At 34.0% G+C, this 16532-nt stretch carries 15 protein-coding genes; 8 read left to right on the top strand and 7 right to left on the bottom strand.

Annotated features, from left to right (window positions below; genetic code table 11):
• Window positions 1-14 precede the first annotated feature (14 nt).
• The 8 genes from pdxA to A8975_RS00495 all read left to right on the top strand — a co-directional run bounded on the left by pdxA (window position 15) and on the right by A8975_RS00495 (window position 6789).
• Window positions 15-1061, top strand: a complete 1047-nt coding sequence (gene pdxA, locus A8975_RS00530) for a 4-hydroxythreonine-4-phosphate dehydrogenase PdxA (protein WP_134198306.1) — start codon at window positions 15-17, stop codon at window positions 1059-1061.
• 72 nt (window positions 1062-1133) lie between these two features.
• Complete coding sequence (locus A8975_RS00525; protein WP_129759834.1) at window positions 1134-1673, top strand: YceD family protein; 540 nt, start codon at window positions 1134-1136, stop codon at window positions 1671-1673.
• An 8-nt stretch (window positions 1674-1681) separates the two neighbouring features.
• Entirely contained in the window at window positions 1682-1885 is a 204-nt protein-coding gene (gene rpmF / locus A8975_RS00520; RefSeq protein WP_129759835.1) for a 50S ribosomal protein L32, read from the top strand.
• A 181-nt stretch (window positions 1886-2066) separates the two neighbouring features.
• The gene (locus A8975_RS00515; RefSeq protein ID WP_134198305.1) at window positions 2067-3062 is read left to right on the top strand and encodes a beta-ketoacyl-ACP synthase III; all 996 of its coding nucleotides are present in this window, start codon (window positions 2067-2069) and stop codon (window positions 3060-3062) included.
• A 37-nt stretch (window positions 3063-3099) separates the two neighbouring features.
• Complete coding sequence (gene accB, locus A8975_RS00510) at window positions 3100-3588, top strand: acetyl-CoA carboxylase biotin carboxyl carrier protein (RefSeq protein ID WP_131506428.1); 489 nt, start codon at window positions 3100-3102, stop codon at window positions 3586-3588.
• A 91-nt stretch (window positions 3589-3679) separates the two neighbouring features.
• Window positions 3680-5032, top strand: coding sequence for an acetyl-CoA carboxylase biotin carboxylase subunit (gene accC, locus A8975_RS00505; RefSeq protein WP_131506429.1), 1353 nt, complete (start codon window positions 3680-3682; stop codon window positions 5030-5032).
• Window positions 5033-5226: 194 nt separating this feature from the next.
• A complete protein-coding gene (locus A8975_RS00500) occupies window positions 5227-6339 on the top strand; it encodes an NAD(P)/FAD-dependent oxidoreductase (RefSeq protein ID WP_134198304.1) in 1113 nt (370 codons plus the stop codon).
• The gene (locus A8975_RS00495; protein ID WP_134198303.1) at window positions 6340-6789 is read left to right on the top strand and encodes a GreA/GreB family elongation factor; all 450 of its coding nucleotides are present in this window, start codon (window positions 6340-6342) and stop codon (window positions 6787-6789) included.
• On the opposite strand, the gene A8975_RS00490 is transcribed toward A8975_RS00495, so the two are convergent.
• The 7 genes from A8975_RS00490 to mscL all read right to left on the bottom strand — a co-directional run bounded on the left by A8975_RS00490 (window position 6776) and on the right by mscL (window position 16490).
• Window positions 6776-7693 (bottom strand): ABC transporter ATP-binding protein, encoded by a 918-nt coding sequence (locus A8975_RS00490; protein WP_134198302.1) that lies wholly within the window; start codon window positions 7691-7693, stop codon window positions 6776-6778. The genes A8975_RS00495 and A8975_RS00490 overlap by 14 nt on opposite strands.
• A 70-nt stretch (window positions 7694-7763) precedes the next feature.
• Window positions 7764-10166: an FG-GAP-like repeat-containing protein gene (locus A8975_RS00485; protein WP_134198301.1), complete on the bottom strand. Its 2403-nt coding sequence runs from the start codon at window positions 10164-10166 to the stop codon at window positions 7764-7766.
• Between the two features lie 18 nt (window positions 10167-10184).
• Window positions 10185-11540: an Ig-like domain-containing protein gene (locus A8975_RS00480; protein WP_134198300.1), complete on the bottom strand. Its 1356-nt coding sequence runs from the start codon at window positions 11538-11540 to the stop codon at window positions 10185-10187.
• 85 nt (window positions 11541-11625) lie between these two features.
• Complete coding sequence (locus A8975_RS00475; protein WP_134198299.1) at window positions 11626-13725, bottom strand: FG-GAP-like repeat-containing protein; 2100 nt, start codon at window positions 13723-13725, stop codon at window positions 11626-11628.
• 24 nt (window positions 13726-13749) lie between these two features.
• Complete coding sequence (locus tag A8975_RS00470) at window positions 13750-14856, bottom strand: hypothetical protein (RefSeq protein WP_134198298.1); 1107 nt, start codon at window positions 14854-14856, stop codon at window positions 13750-13752.
• Between the two features lie 106 nt (window positions 14857-14962).
• Window positions 14963-15952 (bottom strand): aspartate-semialdehyde dehydrogenase, encoded by a 990-nt coding sequence (locus tag A8975_RS00465; RefSeq protein WP_131506437.1) that lies wholly within the window; start codon window positions 15950-15952, stop codon window positions 14963-14965.
• A 136-nt stretch (window positions 15953-16088) separates the two neighbouring features.
• Entirely contained in the window at window positions 16089-16490 is a 402-nt protein-coding gene (mscL, locus tag A8975_RS00460; RefSeq protein ID WP_129759847.1) for a large-conductance mechanosensitive channel protein MscL, read from the bottom strand.
• Window positions 16491-16532: the final 42 nt, after the last annotated feature.

Below are 16532 nucleotides of genomic sequence, written 5' to 3'. Positions count from 1 at the left end.
AAGAAAGTATTTTAATGAAAAAAGAAGAAAAAATTACAGTAGGAATTTCTATAGGAGACTTAAACGGTATTGGACCAGAAATCACATTAAAAGCATTTGAAGACTCTCGAATGCTTGATTTTTGTACGCCAGTTGTTTTTGCTTCAGTAAAAGTGATGTCCTTTTTTAAAAAACATTTCAATAGTAGTATAAACTTTCATGGTATAAATAATTTAGACCAAATAGTTGAAGGTAAAGTAAATGTCTTTAATACATGGAAAGATAATGTCAATATTGAGTTTGGTAAGGAAGACCCAAAAATTGGACAATTTGCTATAAGGTCTTTAGAGGCTGCTGCATCTGCACTTAAAAGTGATAAAATAAACGTTTTGGTTACAGCACCTATTAATAAACATAATATACAATCTGATAAGTTCAAATTTCCAGGACACACAGATTATCTTGCTAAAGTTATAGGCGGTAAAAGCCTCATGTTTATGGTAACCGATTCGTTAAAAGTAGGCTTGCTTACAGATCATGTTCCTGTAAAAGATGTGCCAAATCATATTACGCCACAACTTATCGAAGACAAAATACATACGGTTTATACCTCACTTAAAAAAGACTTCAGAATTAATAGACCAAAAATTGCAGTTTTAGCAATAAACCCTCACGCAGGAGACAATGGCGTTATTGGAAATGAAGATGATAAAGTGCTTGGACCAACACTACAAAAAATTAAAGCATCAGGAAAATTGGTTTTTGGACCATATTCAGCCGATAGCTTTTTTGGTTCAGGCAACTATAAAGGGTTTGATGCTGTGGTAGCTTCCTATCACGATCAAGGATTAATTCCGTTTAAAACTATTGCTTTTGGAAATGGTGTAAACTTTACTGCTGGCTTAACTAAAATAAGGACATCGCCAGATCATGGAACAGCTTATGAAATAGCAGGAAAAGGTATTGCAGACGAAAGTTCTTTTAAAGAAGCCATCTTTACAGCATTAAAAATATTTAAGAATAGAACTGAATATAACGAGCTTTCAAAAAACCCATTAAAAAAAGCGCCAAAAAAGATATAAACAAAAATTGTTTATAACATCGGCTACTTAATAAAAAATTTATATATTTGCAGGCTCAAAATGAATGTGGATATGAAGTTGTTAAAAGAGTATACAATCCCTTTTGTAGGATTAAAACTAGGGAAACATCATTTTGATTATCAAATTGATAAAAAGTTCTTTGAGCATTTTGAGTATGATGAGTTTAATGATGTTAACGTAAAAGCAGAATTGCTTTTTGAAAAAAAAACAACCTTTTTAGAATTACATTTTAAAATAAAAGGAGACGTTAACGTTAATTGTGATGTGTCAAATGAGCCTTATAACCAAAAGGTAAAAGGTACTTTTGATTTAGTTGTAAAGTTTGGCGAAGAGTATAATGACGAGCATTTAGATGTGCTTATTATTCCTCATGGCGAATACGAAATCAATGTTTCACAATACATCTATGAACTAATAGTATTATCAGTTCCAGCAAAAAGGGTTCACCCAGGAGTTGAAGATGGTACACTAGAGTCAGAAATGCTTAAAAAGTTAGAAGAATTAAGCCCTAAAGCTGAAGAAAATAAAACCCAATCAGAGGAAATTGATCCTCGTTGGAATACATTAAAAAAACTATTAACGGATAAATAATATAGAAAATGGCACATCCTAAGAGAAAGATTTCTAAAACTAGAAGAGATAAAAGGAGAACACATTATAAGGCATCAGTGCCTCATATTGCAACATGCCCTACAACAGGAGAAGCTCATCTTTACCATAGAGCTCACTGGCACGAAGGTAAATTGTATTACAGAGGTCAAGTACTTATAGATAATTCTGAAAAAGAAGAAAATTTAGCATAACTATTATGCGCGCATACAATAAAACGCTCTAAACAGAGCGTTTTTTTTATGATTAATTTTTGAAAGTCTTAAAAACAACTTAATTTGCATAATATTTGACCAAAAAAGTGGTGATTTTATACAAAAGTTACTTGTTTTTGACACTTTTACCACCTTTTTTGAGATAACTAATTAATAAGCAATGAGTAAAATCACAGCAGCAATAACAGCTGTAGGAGCTTTTGTGCCTGAGTTTGTACTATCAAATAAAGTCTTAGAGACTATGGTAGATACAAATGATGAATGGATAACAACCAGAACAGGTATAAAAGAACGCAGAATACTTAAAAAAGAAGGCGAAGGCACTTCTTACCTTGCAGTTAAAGCAGCAGAAAACTTAATAGAAAAAAAGCAAATCGATCCTAAAGAAATCGATTTGGTAATTGTTGCTACAGCTACACCAGATATGCCTGTAGCATCTACAGCAGTTTATACAGCCACTAAAATAGGAGCTACCAATGCCTTTGCATACGATTTGCAGGCTGCATGCTCAAGTTTTCTTTACGGTTTGTCAACAGCATCTAGCTATATAGAATCAGGAAGATATAAAAAAGTGCTACTTATAGGAGCAGATAAAATGTCTTCAATTATAGACTATACTGATAGAGCAACATGCATTATTTTTGGTGATGGAGCTGGAGCTGTGCTTTTAGAGCCTAATACTGAAGGCTTAGGTTTTCAAGATGAATACTTAAGAAGTGATGGCTCAGGAAGAGAGTTTCTTAAAATAGAAGCAGGAGGTTCAATATTGCCTCCAAATGAAGAGACTGTAAAAAACAAACAACATTTTGTACACCAAGATGGTAGAACAGTATTTAAGTTTGCTGTATCTAATATGGCTGATGTTTGCGAAAAAATAATGCAAAGAAACAACCTAACACATGATGATGTGTCTTGGTTAGTGCCACATCAAGCTAATATGCGAATCATAGACGCTACAGCAAGTAGAATGAATTTAGAAGATTCTAAAGTACTTAAAAACATTCATAGATATGGTAATACAACATCTGCAACATTACCATTACTATTAAGTGATTTCGAAGACAAACTAAAAAAAGGAGACAATTTAATTTTTGCTGCTTTTGGAGGTGGATTCACTTGGGGATCAATATATTTAAAATGGGCATATAATTCCTAACTAATAAAACCAATTTAATTAACTAATCTAATTTATTATGGATATAAAGGAAATTCAAAACTTAATCAAATTTGTTGCCAAGTCTGGAGCAAGCGAGGTTAAATTAGAAATGGACGATATAAAAATCACCATTAAAACAGGAAGTGACGATAAAGGAGAAGCAACAACCATTGTACAACAAATTCCAATGGCTCAAACACCAGTTGCTCAACCAGCAGCAGTTGCTGCAGCTGAAGTTGTAGCATCAACTCCTGTTGCACCAGCAGCTTCAAATGAAGATTCAAAATATGTAACTATAAAGTCTCCAATAATTGGAACATTTTACCGCAAGCCTTCACCAGACAAACCTGTTTTTGTTGAGGTAGGAAGCACTATTAAAGAAGGTGACGTATTGTGTGTTATTGAAGCGATGAAATTATTCAATGAAATTGAATCTGAAATTTCAGGAAAAATCGTAAAAGTACTAGTGGACGATGCATCACCAGTTGAGTTCGATCAACCATTATTTTTAGTAGATCCATCATAATTCGAAGTTTAAAGTTTACAGTTAAAAGTTCAAAACTATTTTAGCTAGAACTCTAAACACATAAACCATAAACTTTTAAACTCATCTAGTTATGTTTAAAAAAATACTGATAGCCAATAGAGGAGAAATAGCACTTCGTGTTATTAGAACCTGTAAAGAAATGGGCATTAAAACGGTAGCTGTTTACTCTACAGCAGATGCTGATAGTTTACATGTAAAATTTGCTGACGAAGCCGTTTGTATTGGTCCTGCACCAAGTACAGAGTCTTACCTAAAAATGTCTAATATAATTGCCGCAGCCGAAATTACTAACGCTGACGCAATTCATCCTGGATACGGATTCTTATCTGAGAATGCTAAGTTTTCTAAAATCTGTGAAGAGCATAATATAAAATTTATTGGAGCCTCAGCTGAAATGATCTCTAAAATGGGAGATAAAGCAACAGCTAAAGCTACAATGAAAGCTGCAGGAGTACCATGTGTACCAGGTAGTGAAGGTATTATTGCCGATTTTGAAGAATGTGAAAAACTTGCAAAAGAAGTAGGTTACCCAGTAATGCTTAAAGCAACTGCTGGTGGTGGAGGAAAAGGAATGCGTGCTGTTTGGAAACCAGAAAACCTTAAAGCAGCATGGGAATCGGCTAGACAAGAAAGTAAAGCAGCCTTTGGAAATGACGATATGTATATGGAAAAGCTTATTGAAGAGCCAAGACATATCGAAATTCAAGTTGTTGGTGACTCTCGTGGAAAAGCATGTCATTTATCTGAAAGAGATTGCTCGGTACAACGTCGTCATCAAAAATTAACCGAAGAAGTACCATCGCCTTTTATGACTGATGCACTTCGTAAAAAAATGGGTGAAGCAGCAGTAAAAGCAGCAGAATTCATAAAATACGAAGGCGCAGGAACAGTAGAGTTTCTTGTAGATAAACACAGAAACTTCTATTTCATGGAAATGAACACTCGTATTCAAGTTGAGCACCCAATTACTGAACAAGTTATTGATTTCGATTTAATACGCGAACAAATTTTAGTAGCAGCAGGTGTGCCAATTTCTGGTAAAAACTACACGCCAAATCTACACTCAATTGAATGTAGAATTAATGCCGAAGACCCATTTAACGACTTTAGACCATCTCCAGGTAGAATAACTACATTACACGCTCCAGGAGGTCATGGTGTACGTTTAGATACTCATGTTTATGCAGGATATAGTATTCCGCCAAACTACGATTCTATGATCGCTAAGTTGATTACTACTGCTCAAACAAGAGAAGAAGCCATTAATAAAATGAAACGCGCTCTAGACGAGTTTGTTATTGAAGGTATTAAAACTACAATACCTTTCCACAGACAACTTATGGAACATCCTGATTATTTAGCAGGAAACTATACCACTAAGTTTATGGAAGATTTTGTAATGGAAAAACAAGTTGAAGAATAAATAATAGAACTCCGAATGAAAATTCGGAGTTTTTTTATGGTGTTCCTTTTGCTATTTCATGTGCAAAAGTCAGGCTATTCACTATATCTTTTTTCTTCGTCCCTCAAAAAAAAGGATGCCGTTTCTATCCTTAACACAAGTCAAAAATACTACTAAAAAATAAGTACATTTACAGTAATAAACCTTTCGTCTTTTTGAATTTTAGTTACTGGGAAATAAAAACATGGTTAAGCACTATCGATTTTACTATTGTTGGTAGTGGTATTGTTGGTTTAAACTGTGCACTACACTTAAAAAATAAATACCCAAAAGCTAAAATTTTAATTTTAGAAAAAGGGATTTTACCTCAAGGCGCAAGTACTAAAAATGCAGGATTTTCTTGTTTTGGTAGCTTAAGCGAAATTCTAGATGATTTAAACACACATACAGAAGAAGAGGTTGTAAACCTTGTAAAAAAACGTATTGAAGGATTACGGTTATTGCGAGAAAACTTATCTGATAAAGCGATAGATTATCAGCAATTGGGTGGTTATGAGCTTTTCTCTGAAACAGACCATGAATTATATGAAGATTGTTTGTCCAAGCGAGAATCAGTAAACAGCTTGTTAAACCCTATTTTTAAGGCTGATGTATTTGGTTTAAGAGGTAACGACTTTAAGTTTAAAAACATCAAAGACAAGTACGTTTTTAATCCCTTTGAAGGTCAAATAGACACTGGTTTAATGATGGAAGCTTTACTAGAAAAAGTGTTGCATAAAGGCATTAAAATACTTAACAACCTTACACTAGAAGCATTTGAGGAAGCAACTGCTTCGGTTCATCTAAAAACCAATGCATTTGAGTTTAAAACCAAAAAGCTAATAATAGCCACAAATGGTTTTGCGTCTCAATTATTAGATGAAGATGTAAAACCAGCAAGAGCCCAGGTTTTAATTACAAAACCCATTGAAAACTTACCCATAAAAGGAACGTTTCATTTAGATAAAGGCTATTATTATTTCAGAAATATTGATAATAGAATCCTTTTTGGAGGCGGTAGACATCTTGATTTTAAAGGCGAAGAAACAACAGTATTTAATCAAACCAAACTAATTCAAGACCAACTAGAGCTGTTATTAAAAACCACCATTTTACCTCATACACCTTTTGAAATTGAACATAGATGGAGTGGTATTATGGGAGTTGGTAATCAAAAGAAAGCTATTGTTAAACAAGTGTCCAATAATGTATTTTGTGGTGTGCGTTTAGGAGGTATGGGAGTTGCAATAGGTAGTAGTATAGGTAAAGAATTATCAGAGTTAATTTAAGTGAATATCAAGCAAGAACTATACAGTCAGTGTTTAAATTTTGTTGAAAACAGAATTGAAGCTATCAAGCGTAACATAGAAGAAATTCAACAATCATTACTTTCTGAAACCAAAAGTAGTGCAGGAGATAAGCACGAAACAGGTCGCGCTATGATTCAGTTAGAGCGAGAAAAAGCAGGTGAACAACTTAGAGATGCTGAAGCTTTAAAAGAGGTTCTTTTTAAAGTAAATCCTTTAAGTACAACTTTAAAAATTACCTTAGGAAGTGTTGTTTACACTAGCGATTTAAATTATTTTATAGCAATAAGTGCTGGTCAAATACGTATTAACGGAATAGCGTTTTTTGCAATTTCTCCACAAACACCAATAGGTCAAAAACTAACAGGGAAAAGGATAGGTGATGAGGTTGTTTTTAGAGATAAAACCTTTAAAATCACTAAGGTTGAGTGACAACTTCTAAACACACGTTTGCTCCTTTTTCTAGTATAGTATGGTGGTTAAAAAATACCGAACTTCCATTGTATATAGCTTCAATTAAAACATGTGTTCCCTTAAAGTAAGACTGTTTTACGGTAACATTCAGCTTAGAGTTTTCAACCACTTTTAATTGATGTGCGTAGATAATTTGACCACCAATAGTATTAAACTCTCCAAAAAAAGAAGCAATTAAAGGTTCTTTAGGATTTTTAAAAAGAGCTTCAGGTGTGTTGTTTGCAACAATTTTTGAATCGTTTAAGACTAAAATTCGATCAGCATATCCTAAGACGTCTTCTTTATCATGTGTGGCAACAACGCAAGCAATGTTTTTTGCTTTTAAATAGTTAAAAAGATTTCGTCTTAGACTTTGTTTTTTAAAATTATCAATATGGCTAAAAGGTTCATCTAGCAACAATATTTCAGGTTGTTTTGCAATAGCTCTAGCTAAAGCTACACGTTGTTTTTGACCTCCACTAAGCAGTTTTACTTTAGTTTTGGCAAAGTCATTTAATTCAACTACTTCAAGAAGTTCATTAACACGCTCTTTTTTCTCTTCAGGGAAAAAATTAGATAGGAATGCGCCTATATTTTCTTCAACAGAAGTAAAAGGCATTAAATCGAATTCTTGCGATACATATTTCATAAAGGGATAGCCAACAACAAGATTATACTTAGGGCCTAAAATTTCGGTAGTATTCCAAAACAGCTGTCCTTTGGTGCAATCCAATTCTCCGTAAATAAGCTTCAGCAGTGTTGATTTACCTGAACCGCTTTCACCAATAATTGAGATGTGCTCTCCTTTTTTAACTGTGAAGTCAATATCTTTAAGTATAAAATCTTTACTGTATTTAAATGAAATGTTCTTTACGCTTAGCATGCTGCAAAAGTACCATAAAAAAATCGCTCAGTCACTTGAGCGATTTTAGAAATTTTATATAAAAAGTATATTACTGTTTTATAAATTTTTGAGTTTTAATTGAATTTCCAGAAATGATTCTTAAAACATAATTTCCTGCACTTAAGTAGGATACATCTATGATTGAAGCATCTAATTTAGCATTGCTAACACGTTTACCTGTAAAATCGAAAATAGTGTAAATAGCACTTTCAAGGTTATCAGCAGGAAGAGAAATATTCAAAAAGTCTTTTGTAGGGTTAGGGTAGATAATTAAGTTATCTGTTAGCGTATCGTCCAACCCAAGAGTTTCTCCTTCAACAACAACTACACTAGTATTTATTGTTGGGTTTTCAACAATATCTATAATGCCAGAAGGCCAATAAATAGTAATATTATTAATACTTGTTTGAGAGCCTAAACCAAAGTGAGTATTAAGTGTACTCATGTATTTAAAACCTTCACCACTTCTTACGTCTCTTATTTGAGTACCTGAATCTGTATGAATTTCAACTCTGGCTCCAATACCATGAATATTGCTAACTGTACCTACAGTATTAATTGTTATCCAGTTGTTAGGTGTTGTATTGTTCCAGTATATTGTTTCGTTGTAGTAAGCATCGATGAAGCCATCATTGTTTAAGTCTCCAAACGATCCGTTGGCGTAACTCAATTGCGCATTATCTATATCTTCAAATGTGAGGTCTCCTTTTCCATACATAATTGTACCATTACAAGCAATGTCTAAAAAACCATCATTGTCAAAATCATAACTTACGTTTTCATGACCAGTAGGAGCAGTACTTACACCTGCTCCAGAAGTTACATCGGTAAAAGTACCATTACCATTATTTCTCATTAACTTGTGACTTCCTGAACTTGCACCAACAAACACATCCATGTCTCCATCGTTATCATAATCTCCCCAAGTTGAAGACCATGTCTGCATTGGGTCGTCAAGTCCTAAGGCAGTAGCGTTTTCAGTAAAAGTACCATCTCCATTATTGGTTAACATTTGATTGGTTCTTCTTGCAACTTCTCCTCCGCATTTAGCAATAAACATATCAATATCTCTATCGTTATCATAATCAATCCAGATAGAGCCATAATTACCACCAGATGAATAATCGCCTAATCCACCTTGGTTAAATGTTAGGTTGCCATTTCCATCGTTAATATAGAAAACGTTAGGAGCAACATCATGACAAACAAAAGCGTCGAGATGCCCATCATTATTGATGTCAACAAAGTTTGTGCGTTGAGAAAACACGTCTTCAGGACCAGAGATTTCAGTAAAAGCAGTACCTGTATCATTTGCCTTCATAAAAGTAACTCCAAATGTGTTTCCATAAACTAGGTCTGTATATCCATTAGCATCAAAGTCTGCTGCTGCCATACTCCACCCAGGCATAAAGTCTGCTTCAGGTGTCGGTAAATTAGCTTCATTAAAACCTCCAGTACTTAATTGGTAATGAATATTTACATTAGTATTTGATACAGAAACGATATCGTCTAAGAAGTCATTGTTCATGTCTACAACAGTTAAATCGTAACCAGAGGCAACATCTATTGGGTCTTGAGTAAAGTTAACTCTAGATAATACAGGTGTAGTAAAGTTAACAGGACCTATCCAATTGCTATAATCTCCACCTCCACAATTTCCTCTAACATAAACTTCATAAGTTGTATTGTCTAATAAGCTATTAGCCTCATAAGGATTATTAAAAGTTGTGCTTTCTCCTGATCCCGTTGGCACTCCTGTTCCCACCAATTGAATGACTATTTCCCAAGATGATTCTACATCACCAGCTTGCCAGAAAATATCAGCAGAATCATAAGAAACGTTGCTCACACTAAGGTTAGTTATATTAGGACAAGCAGGAGGCATTTGAGAATAAATGGTTGGTGAGGTAAGACAAAATCCCCAACCCCAAGAACCATTATCATTATAATGAATTCGATATTGAAAGTTTGCTAGTTGGTTGGCAGTAAAAGCTGAAATGTTTAAATGACCTGCATTTAAGGCTTCAGGTGGGCCACCACAAAAATTGCTGTTTGGCGCACCAGATGAATTAGAAGTAATAGGAGTTCCCCAACTAATCCAACTTGAAGCGTCATCATCCCAATACTCTAAACTTAAAGATTCATCTTGATAAATACTTATAACATAATTTGCATCTACTAGTATCCATGTTTCACCTGCATTATAAGCATTGGTTAGATTAATTACTGGAGAAACAGCAGCAATATTGTTTATTGAGTTATCCCCAGCTTCGTCTTCATCAAATGAAAATGTTGATGAGTCTACTGTTGGGTTTTCTACAAAAATTAATGGATTACTATCATAGGTTCCTGATAGTGTCCAGTTGGTATTTGGCCAATTGGCTGGTTGATTTAAAACTTGAGCACTTAAGCAGCTCGAAATTAAAAATAAAACTAGAGTAATTTTTTTCATATCATGATTAGTTTTAATTTATTGGCAATCTGTATTTAAGGAGTTTATCCATTCTTCTATTAATCTAACGCCTTCAACATGTTTTAAAGTTCTACCCAGTAAAGGCATTCTATATTGATCTTGCACAGAATTAATTCTAAAGTGTAGTATGGATTCGTTAAAGTTGTTTGGTGTTACTATTGTTGTTAGCCCTTCGACTTGCGTATCAGCATCAACACAAACACCCATGTTTTCTTGGTTGTCGTTTTCGTTAAAAGCAAAACGCATTGACCTGTACTCACAATAACTCTCGTCTGAGTGACAATGCGCACAGTTTATATCAATGTATGACCTAGCTCTAATTTCTAAAGGAAGCGACTCATCTTCCCAGTTAACAGTTGATACGATGTTGGAAGGTATGGTGTTTTCTAGGTAACCAACCTCAATCCACTTGTTTAATTGATTTTTTAAACCTTCGGAGTAATTGTATTCTTTATTTATATTTTGCGGTTTAGGACCAATAGGAAGTGGAGTTCCAAATTTGTTATGGCAAGTAAAACATTCATTTTTGGAGGGTATTCGGTAATTAACCGTTTTAAGTTGTGAGTTTTCTATCCACTCGATACTTTTAAAGCTGCCATCATCTGTAAAAGTCGCTTCGGTTTGTTCATCATTCCAAACATACTTTGCAAAATCCCAACCTTCATCAGTCATGTACATTAATCGGGTTTCAATAAGTACGGTTGTATTTGTTGGTTGAACATTTTCGTAATAAAAATTTTTAATCAGTACTGTACCAACAGGAAAATCGAAAGGACTGTGATCATTAACATATTGAGCTGAAACATTATTAGGCATCCATAAAAAACGTTTTTTATGAGCATAATCACTAAAAAGAGGAGAACTAAGATCGTAAGGAACAACACCTGAGCTAGGATTTAAGTTTTTTAAAGTCCCAGTAAAAAACCCATACTCCGATAAGTTTTGATAAGGTATTTCGTTAAGATTGAAGCTCACGGTTGAGGTTGAAGTCACAGTAATAGATACAGTTTCAGTAACACAGATTGAAGAGTTTTCATTTTCACAAACGGTGTAAGTAAAGGTGTCTTGACCAGTAAAGTTTGGACTTGGAGTGTAAACCACAAGGTCATCTAAAATAGTTTGCGTGTTATTGTTTAAAATTTCCACAAAACCATTAGAAGCAGTAGTTATTGTTAAAAAACCTTGTTCGGGAATATAACCATCGTTTTCAAAAATAGCTATTTGAACAGAAACAGACTCTTGAGTTGAAGCAGTATCAAGACTTGTTTCAATTTCTCTTGAAACATAATTATCGTCTGAACCACAAGAAAAGCAAACAAGTAATATTCCTAATAACAGAGCTTTTTTCAACATAAGTAAGAAAAGAAGCCTAATATAAGAAATATATCTACTTAAAGCTAAAAGCTTTTAAGATATGATGTGTTTATTGTTAAATAGTTTAGTATTTGATAAATTTTTGGGTTTTAATTGATGCGCCATATACTACTCTTAAAATATAGTTTCCTGAATTTAAATGTGAAACATCAATAGAGTTTTGGCTAAGTTTAGCATTTACTACACGTTTGCCAGTAATATCAAAAATGGTGTAAAAAGCATCTGCTAAATTGTCTATTCTTCCTAAGTTTAAAATATCTTTAGTTGGGTTTGGATAAAGAATTAAATCATTAACCATTGAATCTTCTAGCCCTAATGTATTAGCTCCTTCTACAATTGTAATACTTCCGTTAATTGAAGGGTTGTTAACTTGATCGATAATTCCTGATGGCCAATAAATTCTTATATAGTTTATAGAGCTATCTGTACCAATACCAAAATGTGTATTTAATGTACTCATGTGCCTAAAACCAGTTCCGCTTTGAACATCTCTAATTTGAGTTCCTAAAGCAGAATTAATTTCTACTCTAGCTCCAATACCATTAATATTACTATAACCACCAGCTTGATCTCCAATGGTAATAATTTTTATCCAGTTATTACTGTTACCATCATTTACATAAACGCTATTAGTAAAGACATCTAAGAAACCATCATTGTTTATATCACCAATTGAGCCACTAGGAGGACCACTATATACATTAAACTTTAATGTGCCATCACCAAACAAAATAGATCCATTTGAAAGCACATCTAAATACCCATCATTATCAAAATCACCTGCAACACACTCTATTCCTTGATTAGCGCTACTTATACCTGATCCTGCAGTAACATCAGTAAAAGTACCATCATTATTGTTGCGCATTATTTTATGGTCGTTTGCAGTACTTGAGCCAATGTAAATATCCATATCTCCATCGTTATCAAAATCACCCCAAGCCGAAGACCAAGTTTGCATTATATCGTCTAAACCAGCTACAGTTCCTACTTCAGTGTAAGTTCCATTTCCATTGTTTCTATATAATTGGTTTGTTCTTCTTTCGGTACTACCGCCACATTTAGCCATAAACATATCTATATCTCTGTCGTTATCATAATCGACCCAAATAGAACCATAGTTTCCACCCGAAGCATAATCTCCTAATCCATTAGTGTTTTCATAGATGAGATTATTAGAACCATCATTAATATAGGATACACTAGGAGCCGTGTCATGACAAACAAATGCATCTAAATGACCATCATTATTAATATCAACAAAGTTTGAACGTTGTGAAAAAACATATTCAGGACCAGAGATTTCGGTATATGCAGTTCCTGTTGAGTTAGCTTTCATGAATGTTACACCAGAGTTCCCACCATATAAAAGATCATTGTACCCATTAGCGTCCCAATCTCCTGCAGCTAAACTCCAAGACGGTTTATAATCAGGATAAGAAGTAACTATTTTGGTTTTTTGAAATGCTCCTCCTGCTAATTGATAACGAATAAAGATATAAGGTTTTTCAACAGTTGTGTAAATAGGGTCACCTTCAATATCATATCCTGAAACGTAAGTTGAATCGGTATTAACGGCAACTAAATCGTCTAGAAAATCTCCATTCATATCTACCATACCTCTTTTGTAAGAACCAGACATTCCAGAAGCCTGAGTTGTAAATGTAACAGGAACAGGAGGAGTTGGAGGATTTTCGGTTAATTCAAAGTCAAAGTCATTACTATCTGTATACTTGTTGTCCCAAACAATGTAGTACGTTTGATTTGCAGTTACCTCTACTGTTAACACAGATAAATACGAACCAGTATTTGTTCCTGTAAATGTACCTGAATCATCATCACCACCAACACAAGTTAAGCTTCCACAGGTTCCTGTGTAAATGTGTAAGCGAGTATCTTTATTTCCATTAACAGGAAGGTCAGAGCTCACCGTAATTGAATAATCAGCAGTTGGCACATATTTAACCCACTCAGCAGCAGTAACACTTGAGCTACTACCTGTTATACAAAAATCACTTGGCTCATCGCCATCTATTGTTCCTACAGAGTAAGTTCCGGCAGTAATTGTTGAGGCATTAAACGCATCAGTACATGAGTTATAACTTTGAGCGTTTACTGAAACAGTAACAAAAAAGGCAAAGATTGATATTATTATAGGTTTCATAATTAAGTTATATAAGTAGTATTATTATTCACATATAGTATTTAGCGAGTTTATCCATTCTTCTATTAAGTCAACACCTTCTTTGTGTATTAGTGTTCTTCCTAATAGAGGCATTCTCAAGGATTCCTCTGTTGTATTTAATCTTGTTGGTATTACAGAGCGTTGTATGTTTCCTGGGCTTACAATATAAGTTAACGCAGGATCAATAACTGTATGAGGTTCAACACAAACGCCTAGGTTGGTAATATCTTCTGATTCATTAAAAGCAAATCTTACAGGTCTATAATCGCAGTGTCTATCGTCTGAATGGCAATGCGCACAATTAATGTCTAGATAAGATCTAACACGAAGCTCTAGAGGCTCGCTTTCATCACTCCAGTCAACAACAGAGTAGATGTTTTGAGGAACACTTCCTGTTAAATAACCCATTTCAATCCATTTTTGAAGTTGGTTTTTTGTACCATCTTCATATAAAAAACTTTTGTTTAAGTTTTGTGGTTTAGGGCCTATTGGAATTGAAGTGTCACTAGATGATTTATGACAGGTTAAACATTCTGCTTCTGCAGGAATACGATAATTTACATTTCTTTCAATATTGTTTTCAGTAAAACTGAAAGCTTCAAAACTTCCGTTTAAATCAAAGTTGGCTTCAGTTTGTTCTTCGTTCCATTTATAATTTGCAAACACCCAACCATCTTCCTTTAAAATCATTAATCTTGTTTCTAGAATTTTGGTTTGAGAACCAGGAGAAACAGTATCAAAATAGAAGTTTTTGATGAGAATTGTTCCTACAGGAAAGTTAAGAACAGAATGGTCATTAACATAGCTAGCACTTACATCTTCAGGCATCCAAACAAATCGTTTTTTGTGAGCATAATCTGAAAATAGTGGAGAAATTAAATCATAAGGTAAAACACCATAAACAGGGTTTAGGTTTGATAAGTCTCCTTCAAAGAAATTATATTCAGAAAGTGTTTGATAAGGAACAGACTCAATGTCAAAAATCACTGGAGACGTTTCAATAGGATCTTCGTCTTGAGGTAAAGAAATGTAATGGTCGTCTTTGGCACATGAGAATTGTACCAAAACCAACATAATCAGACCGATACGCTGTAAGTAATTTTTTAGCATTTACAGTAAAATTTGGACACCTAAGATAACTATTCGCATAAAGCAAATAGAATTAATTAGTTGTACTACACGTTTTTACTGTTTATTTGAGTTAAAATGCTATTTTTTATATTAAATTTTCTTTAATCAAGTACTCAGCTATTTGAACTGTATTTGTAGCTGCTCCCTTACGAAGGTTATCGCTTACAATCCAAAGGTTTAAGGAATTGGGTTGTGAGCCATCTCGTCTTATTCTTCCAACAAAAACATCGTCTTTACCGTGTGCATTTATTGCCATTGGGTAAGAGTTGTTTTGTAAATCATCTTGAACCACAACACCATCAGTGTTTTCTAAAATATTTCGAACTTCTTTTAGGTCAAAATCATTTTCAAACTCCACATTAACTGCTTCACTGTGACCTCCAGCTGTAGGTATTCTTACAGCAGTAGCAGTGACAGCAATAGTTCTATCATCAAGAATTTTTTGAGTTTCTCTTACGAGTTTCATCTCTTCTTTTGTATAACCGTTTTCTTCAAATACATCGCAATGTGGAATGGCATTTCGGTGGATTTGATATGGATAAGCCATTTCTCCTTCTACTCCTGCCATTTCATTTTCTAGTTGTTTTACAGCTTTCACTCCTGTTCCAGAAACGGATTGGTAAGTAGAAACTACAATACGTTTTATTTTATATTTTTTATGAAGAGGAGCCAACGCTAAAACCATTTGAATTGTAGAGCAGTTAGGGTTAGCTATAATCTTATCGGTTTTTGTAAGTGTGTTAGCATTAATTTCAGGAACCACCAGTTTTTTGTCTAGATCCATTCTCCATGCCGAAGAATTATCAATAACAGTTGTTCCTACTTCAGCAAATTTTGGAGCCCATTCTAATGAGGTTCCTCCACCAGCAGAAAATAAAGCAATATCAGGACGCATTGCAACAGCATCTTTTAGTCCAACAACAGTATAGTTTTTACCATTAAACAAAACCGATTTTCCTACAGAACGTTCTGAAGCTACAGGAATAAGTTCGGTTAAAGGGAAGTTGCGCTCGCTAAGAACATTTAACATTACTTCTCCTACCATACCAGTTGCACCAACTACAGCTACTTTCATTTTTTAATGCTTTTATAAGTTAAGTTAACAAAGCTAAGTATTAATTCCTTTGTATTGAACGAAAAAAGCCTTCGTTTTTTCATCAACAAAGGCTTTTTAACAATAAATTTTCAATTGTTAAATTATTAACAAGAAACTACTTTTTTAATAAGTCTCTAATTTCTGCTAATAACTCATTATCTGATGGTCCTGCAGGAGCTGCTGGAGCAGGTTCTTCTTTCTTCTTCATTTTGTTAACTCCTTTTATAACCATAAACATTACAAAAGCAACAATTACAAAGTCGATAACGTTGGTTAAGAAATCTCCCCATAGTACAGCAACTTCACCAACGGTTTCACCAGCATCATTTAAGGTGCCTTCGGTAATAATCCATTTTTGGTCTTTAAAGTCTGATTTGAAAATTAATCCAATTAAGGGAGAAACAATTCCGCCTGTAAACGAACTTACTACTTTGTTAAAAGCAGCACCCATTACAAAGGCAACAGCAATATCTACCAAGTTACCCTTCATTGCGAATTCTTTAAATTCTTTAAGCATAATAAATTGTTTTATAGTTAGTATGTTACTAAAATAACTAAA

Origin of the sequence: Meridianimaribacter flavus (genome assembly GCF_004366715.1) — a bacterium.
In the GTDB taxonomy this organism is placed as follows: Bacteria; Bacteroidota; Bacteroidia; order Flavobacteriales; family Flavobacteriaceae; genus Gaetbulibacter_B; species Gaetbulibacter_B jejuensis.
The sequence above is the reverse complement of the archived record's forward strand: the minus strand, read 5'-3'. Positions and strand labels throughout refer to the sequence as shown.

Bases quoted from the DNA above. Each gene is read 5' to 3' on its own strand.
- pdxA (WP_134198306.1), top strand. From the start codon at position 15: ATGAAAAAAGAAGAAAAAATTACAGTAGGAATTTCTATAGGAGACTTA.
- A8975_RS00525 (WP_129759834.1), top strand. From the start codon at position 1,134: ATGAAGTTGTTAAAAGAGTATACAATCCCTTTTGTAGGATTAAAACTA.
- rpmF (WP_129759835.1), top strand. From the start codon at position 1,682: ATGGCACATCCTAAGAGAAAGATTTCTAAAACTAGAAGAGATAAAAGG.
- A8975_RS00515 (WP_134198305.1), top strand. From the start codon at position 2,067: ATGAGTAAAATCACAGCAGCAATAACAGCTGTAGGAGCTTTTGTGCCT.
- accB (WP_131506428.1), top strand. From the start codon at position 3,100: ATGGATATAAAGGAAATTCAAAACTTAATCAAATTTGTTGCCAAGTCT.
- accC (WP_131506429.1), top strand. From the start codon at position 3,680: ATGTTTAAAAAAATACTGATAGCCAATAGAGGAGAAATAGCACTTCGT.
- A8975_RS00490 (WP_134198302.1), bottom strand. From the start codon at position 7,693: ATGCTAAGCGTAAAGAACATTTCATTTAAATACAGTAAAGATTTTATA.
- A8975_RS00485 (WP_134198301.1), bottom strand. From the start codon at position 10,166: ATGAAAAAAATTACTCTAGTTTTATTTTTAATTTCGAGCTGCTTAAGT.
- A8975_RS00480 (WP_134198300.1), bottom strand. From the start codon at position 11,540: ATGTTGAAAAAAGCTCTGTTATTAGGAATATTACTTGTTTGCTTTTCT.
- A8975_RS00475 (WP_134198299.1), bottom strand. From the start codon at position 13,725: ATGAAACCTATAATAATATCAATCTTTGCCTTTTTTGTTACTGTTTCA.
- A8975_RS00470 (WP_134198298.1), bottom strand. From the start codon at position 14,856: ATGCTAAAAAATTACTTACAGCGTATCGGTCTGATTATGTTGGTTTTG.
- A8975_RS00465 (WP_131506437.1), bottom strand. From the start codon at position 15,952: ATGAAAGTAGCTGTAGTTGGTGCAACTGGTATGGTAGGAGAAGTAATG.
- mscL (WP_129759847.1), bottom strand. From the start codon at position 16,490: ATGCTTAAAGAATTTAAAGAATTCGCAATGAAGGGTAACTTGGTAGAT.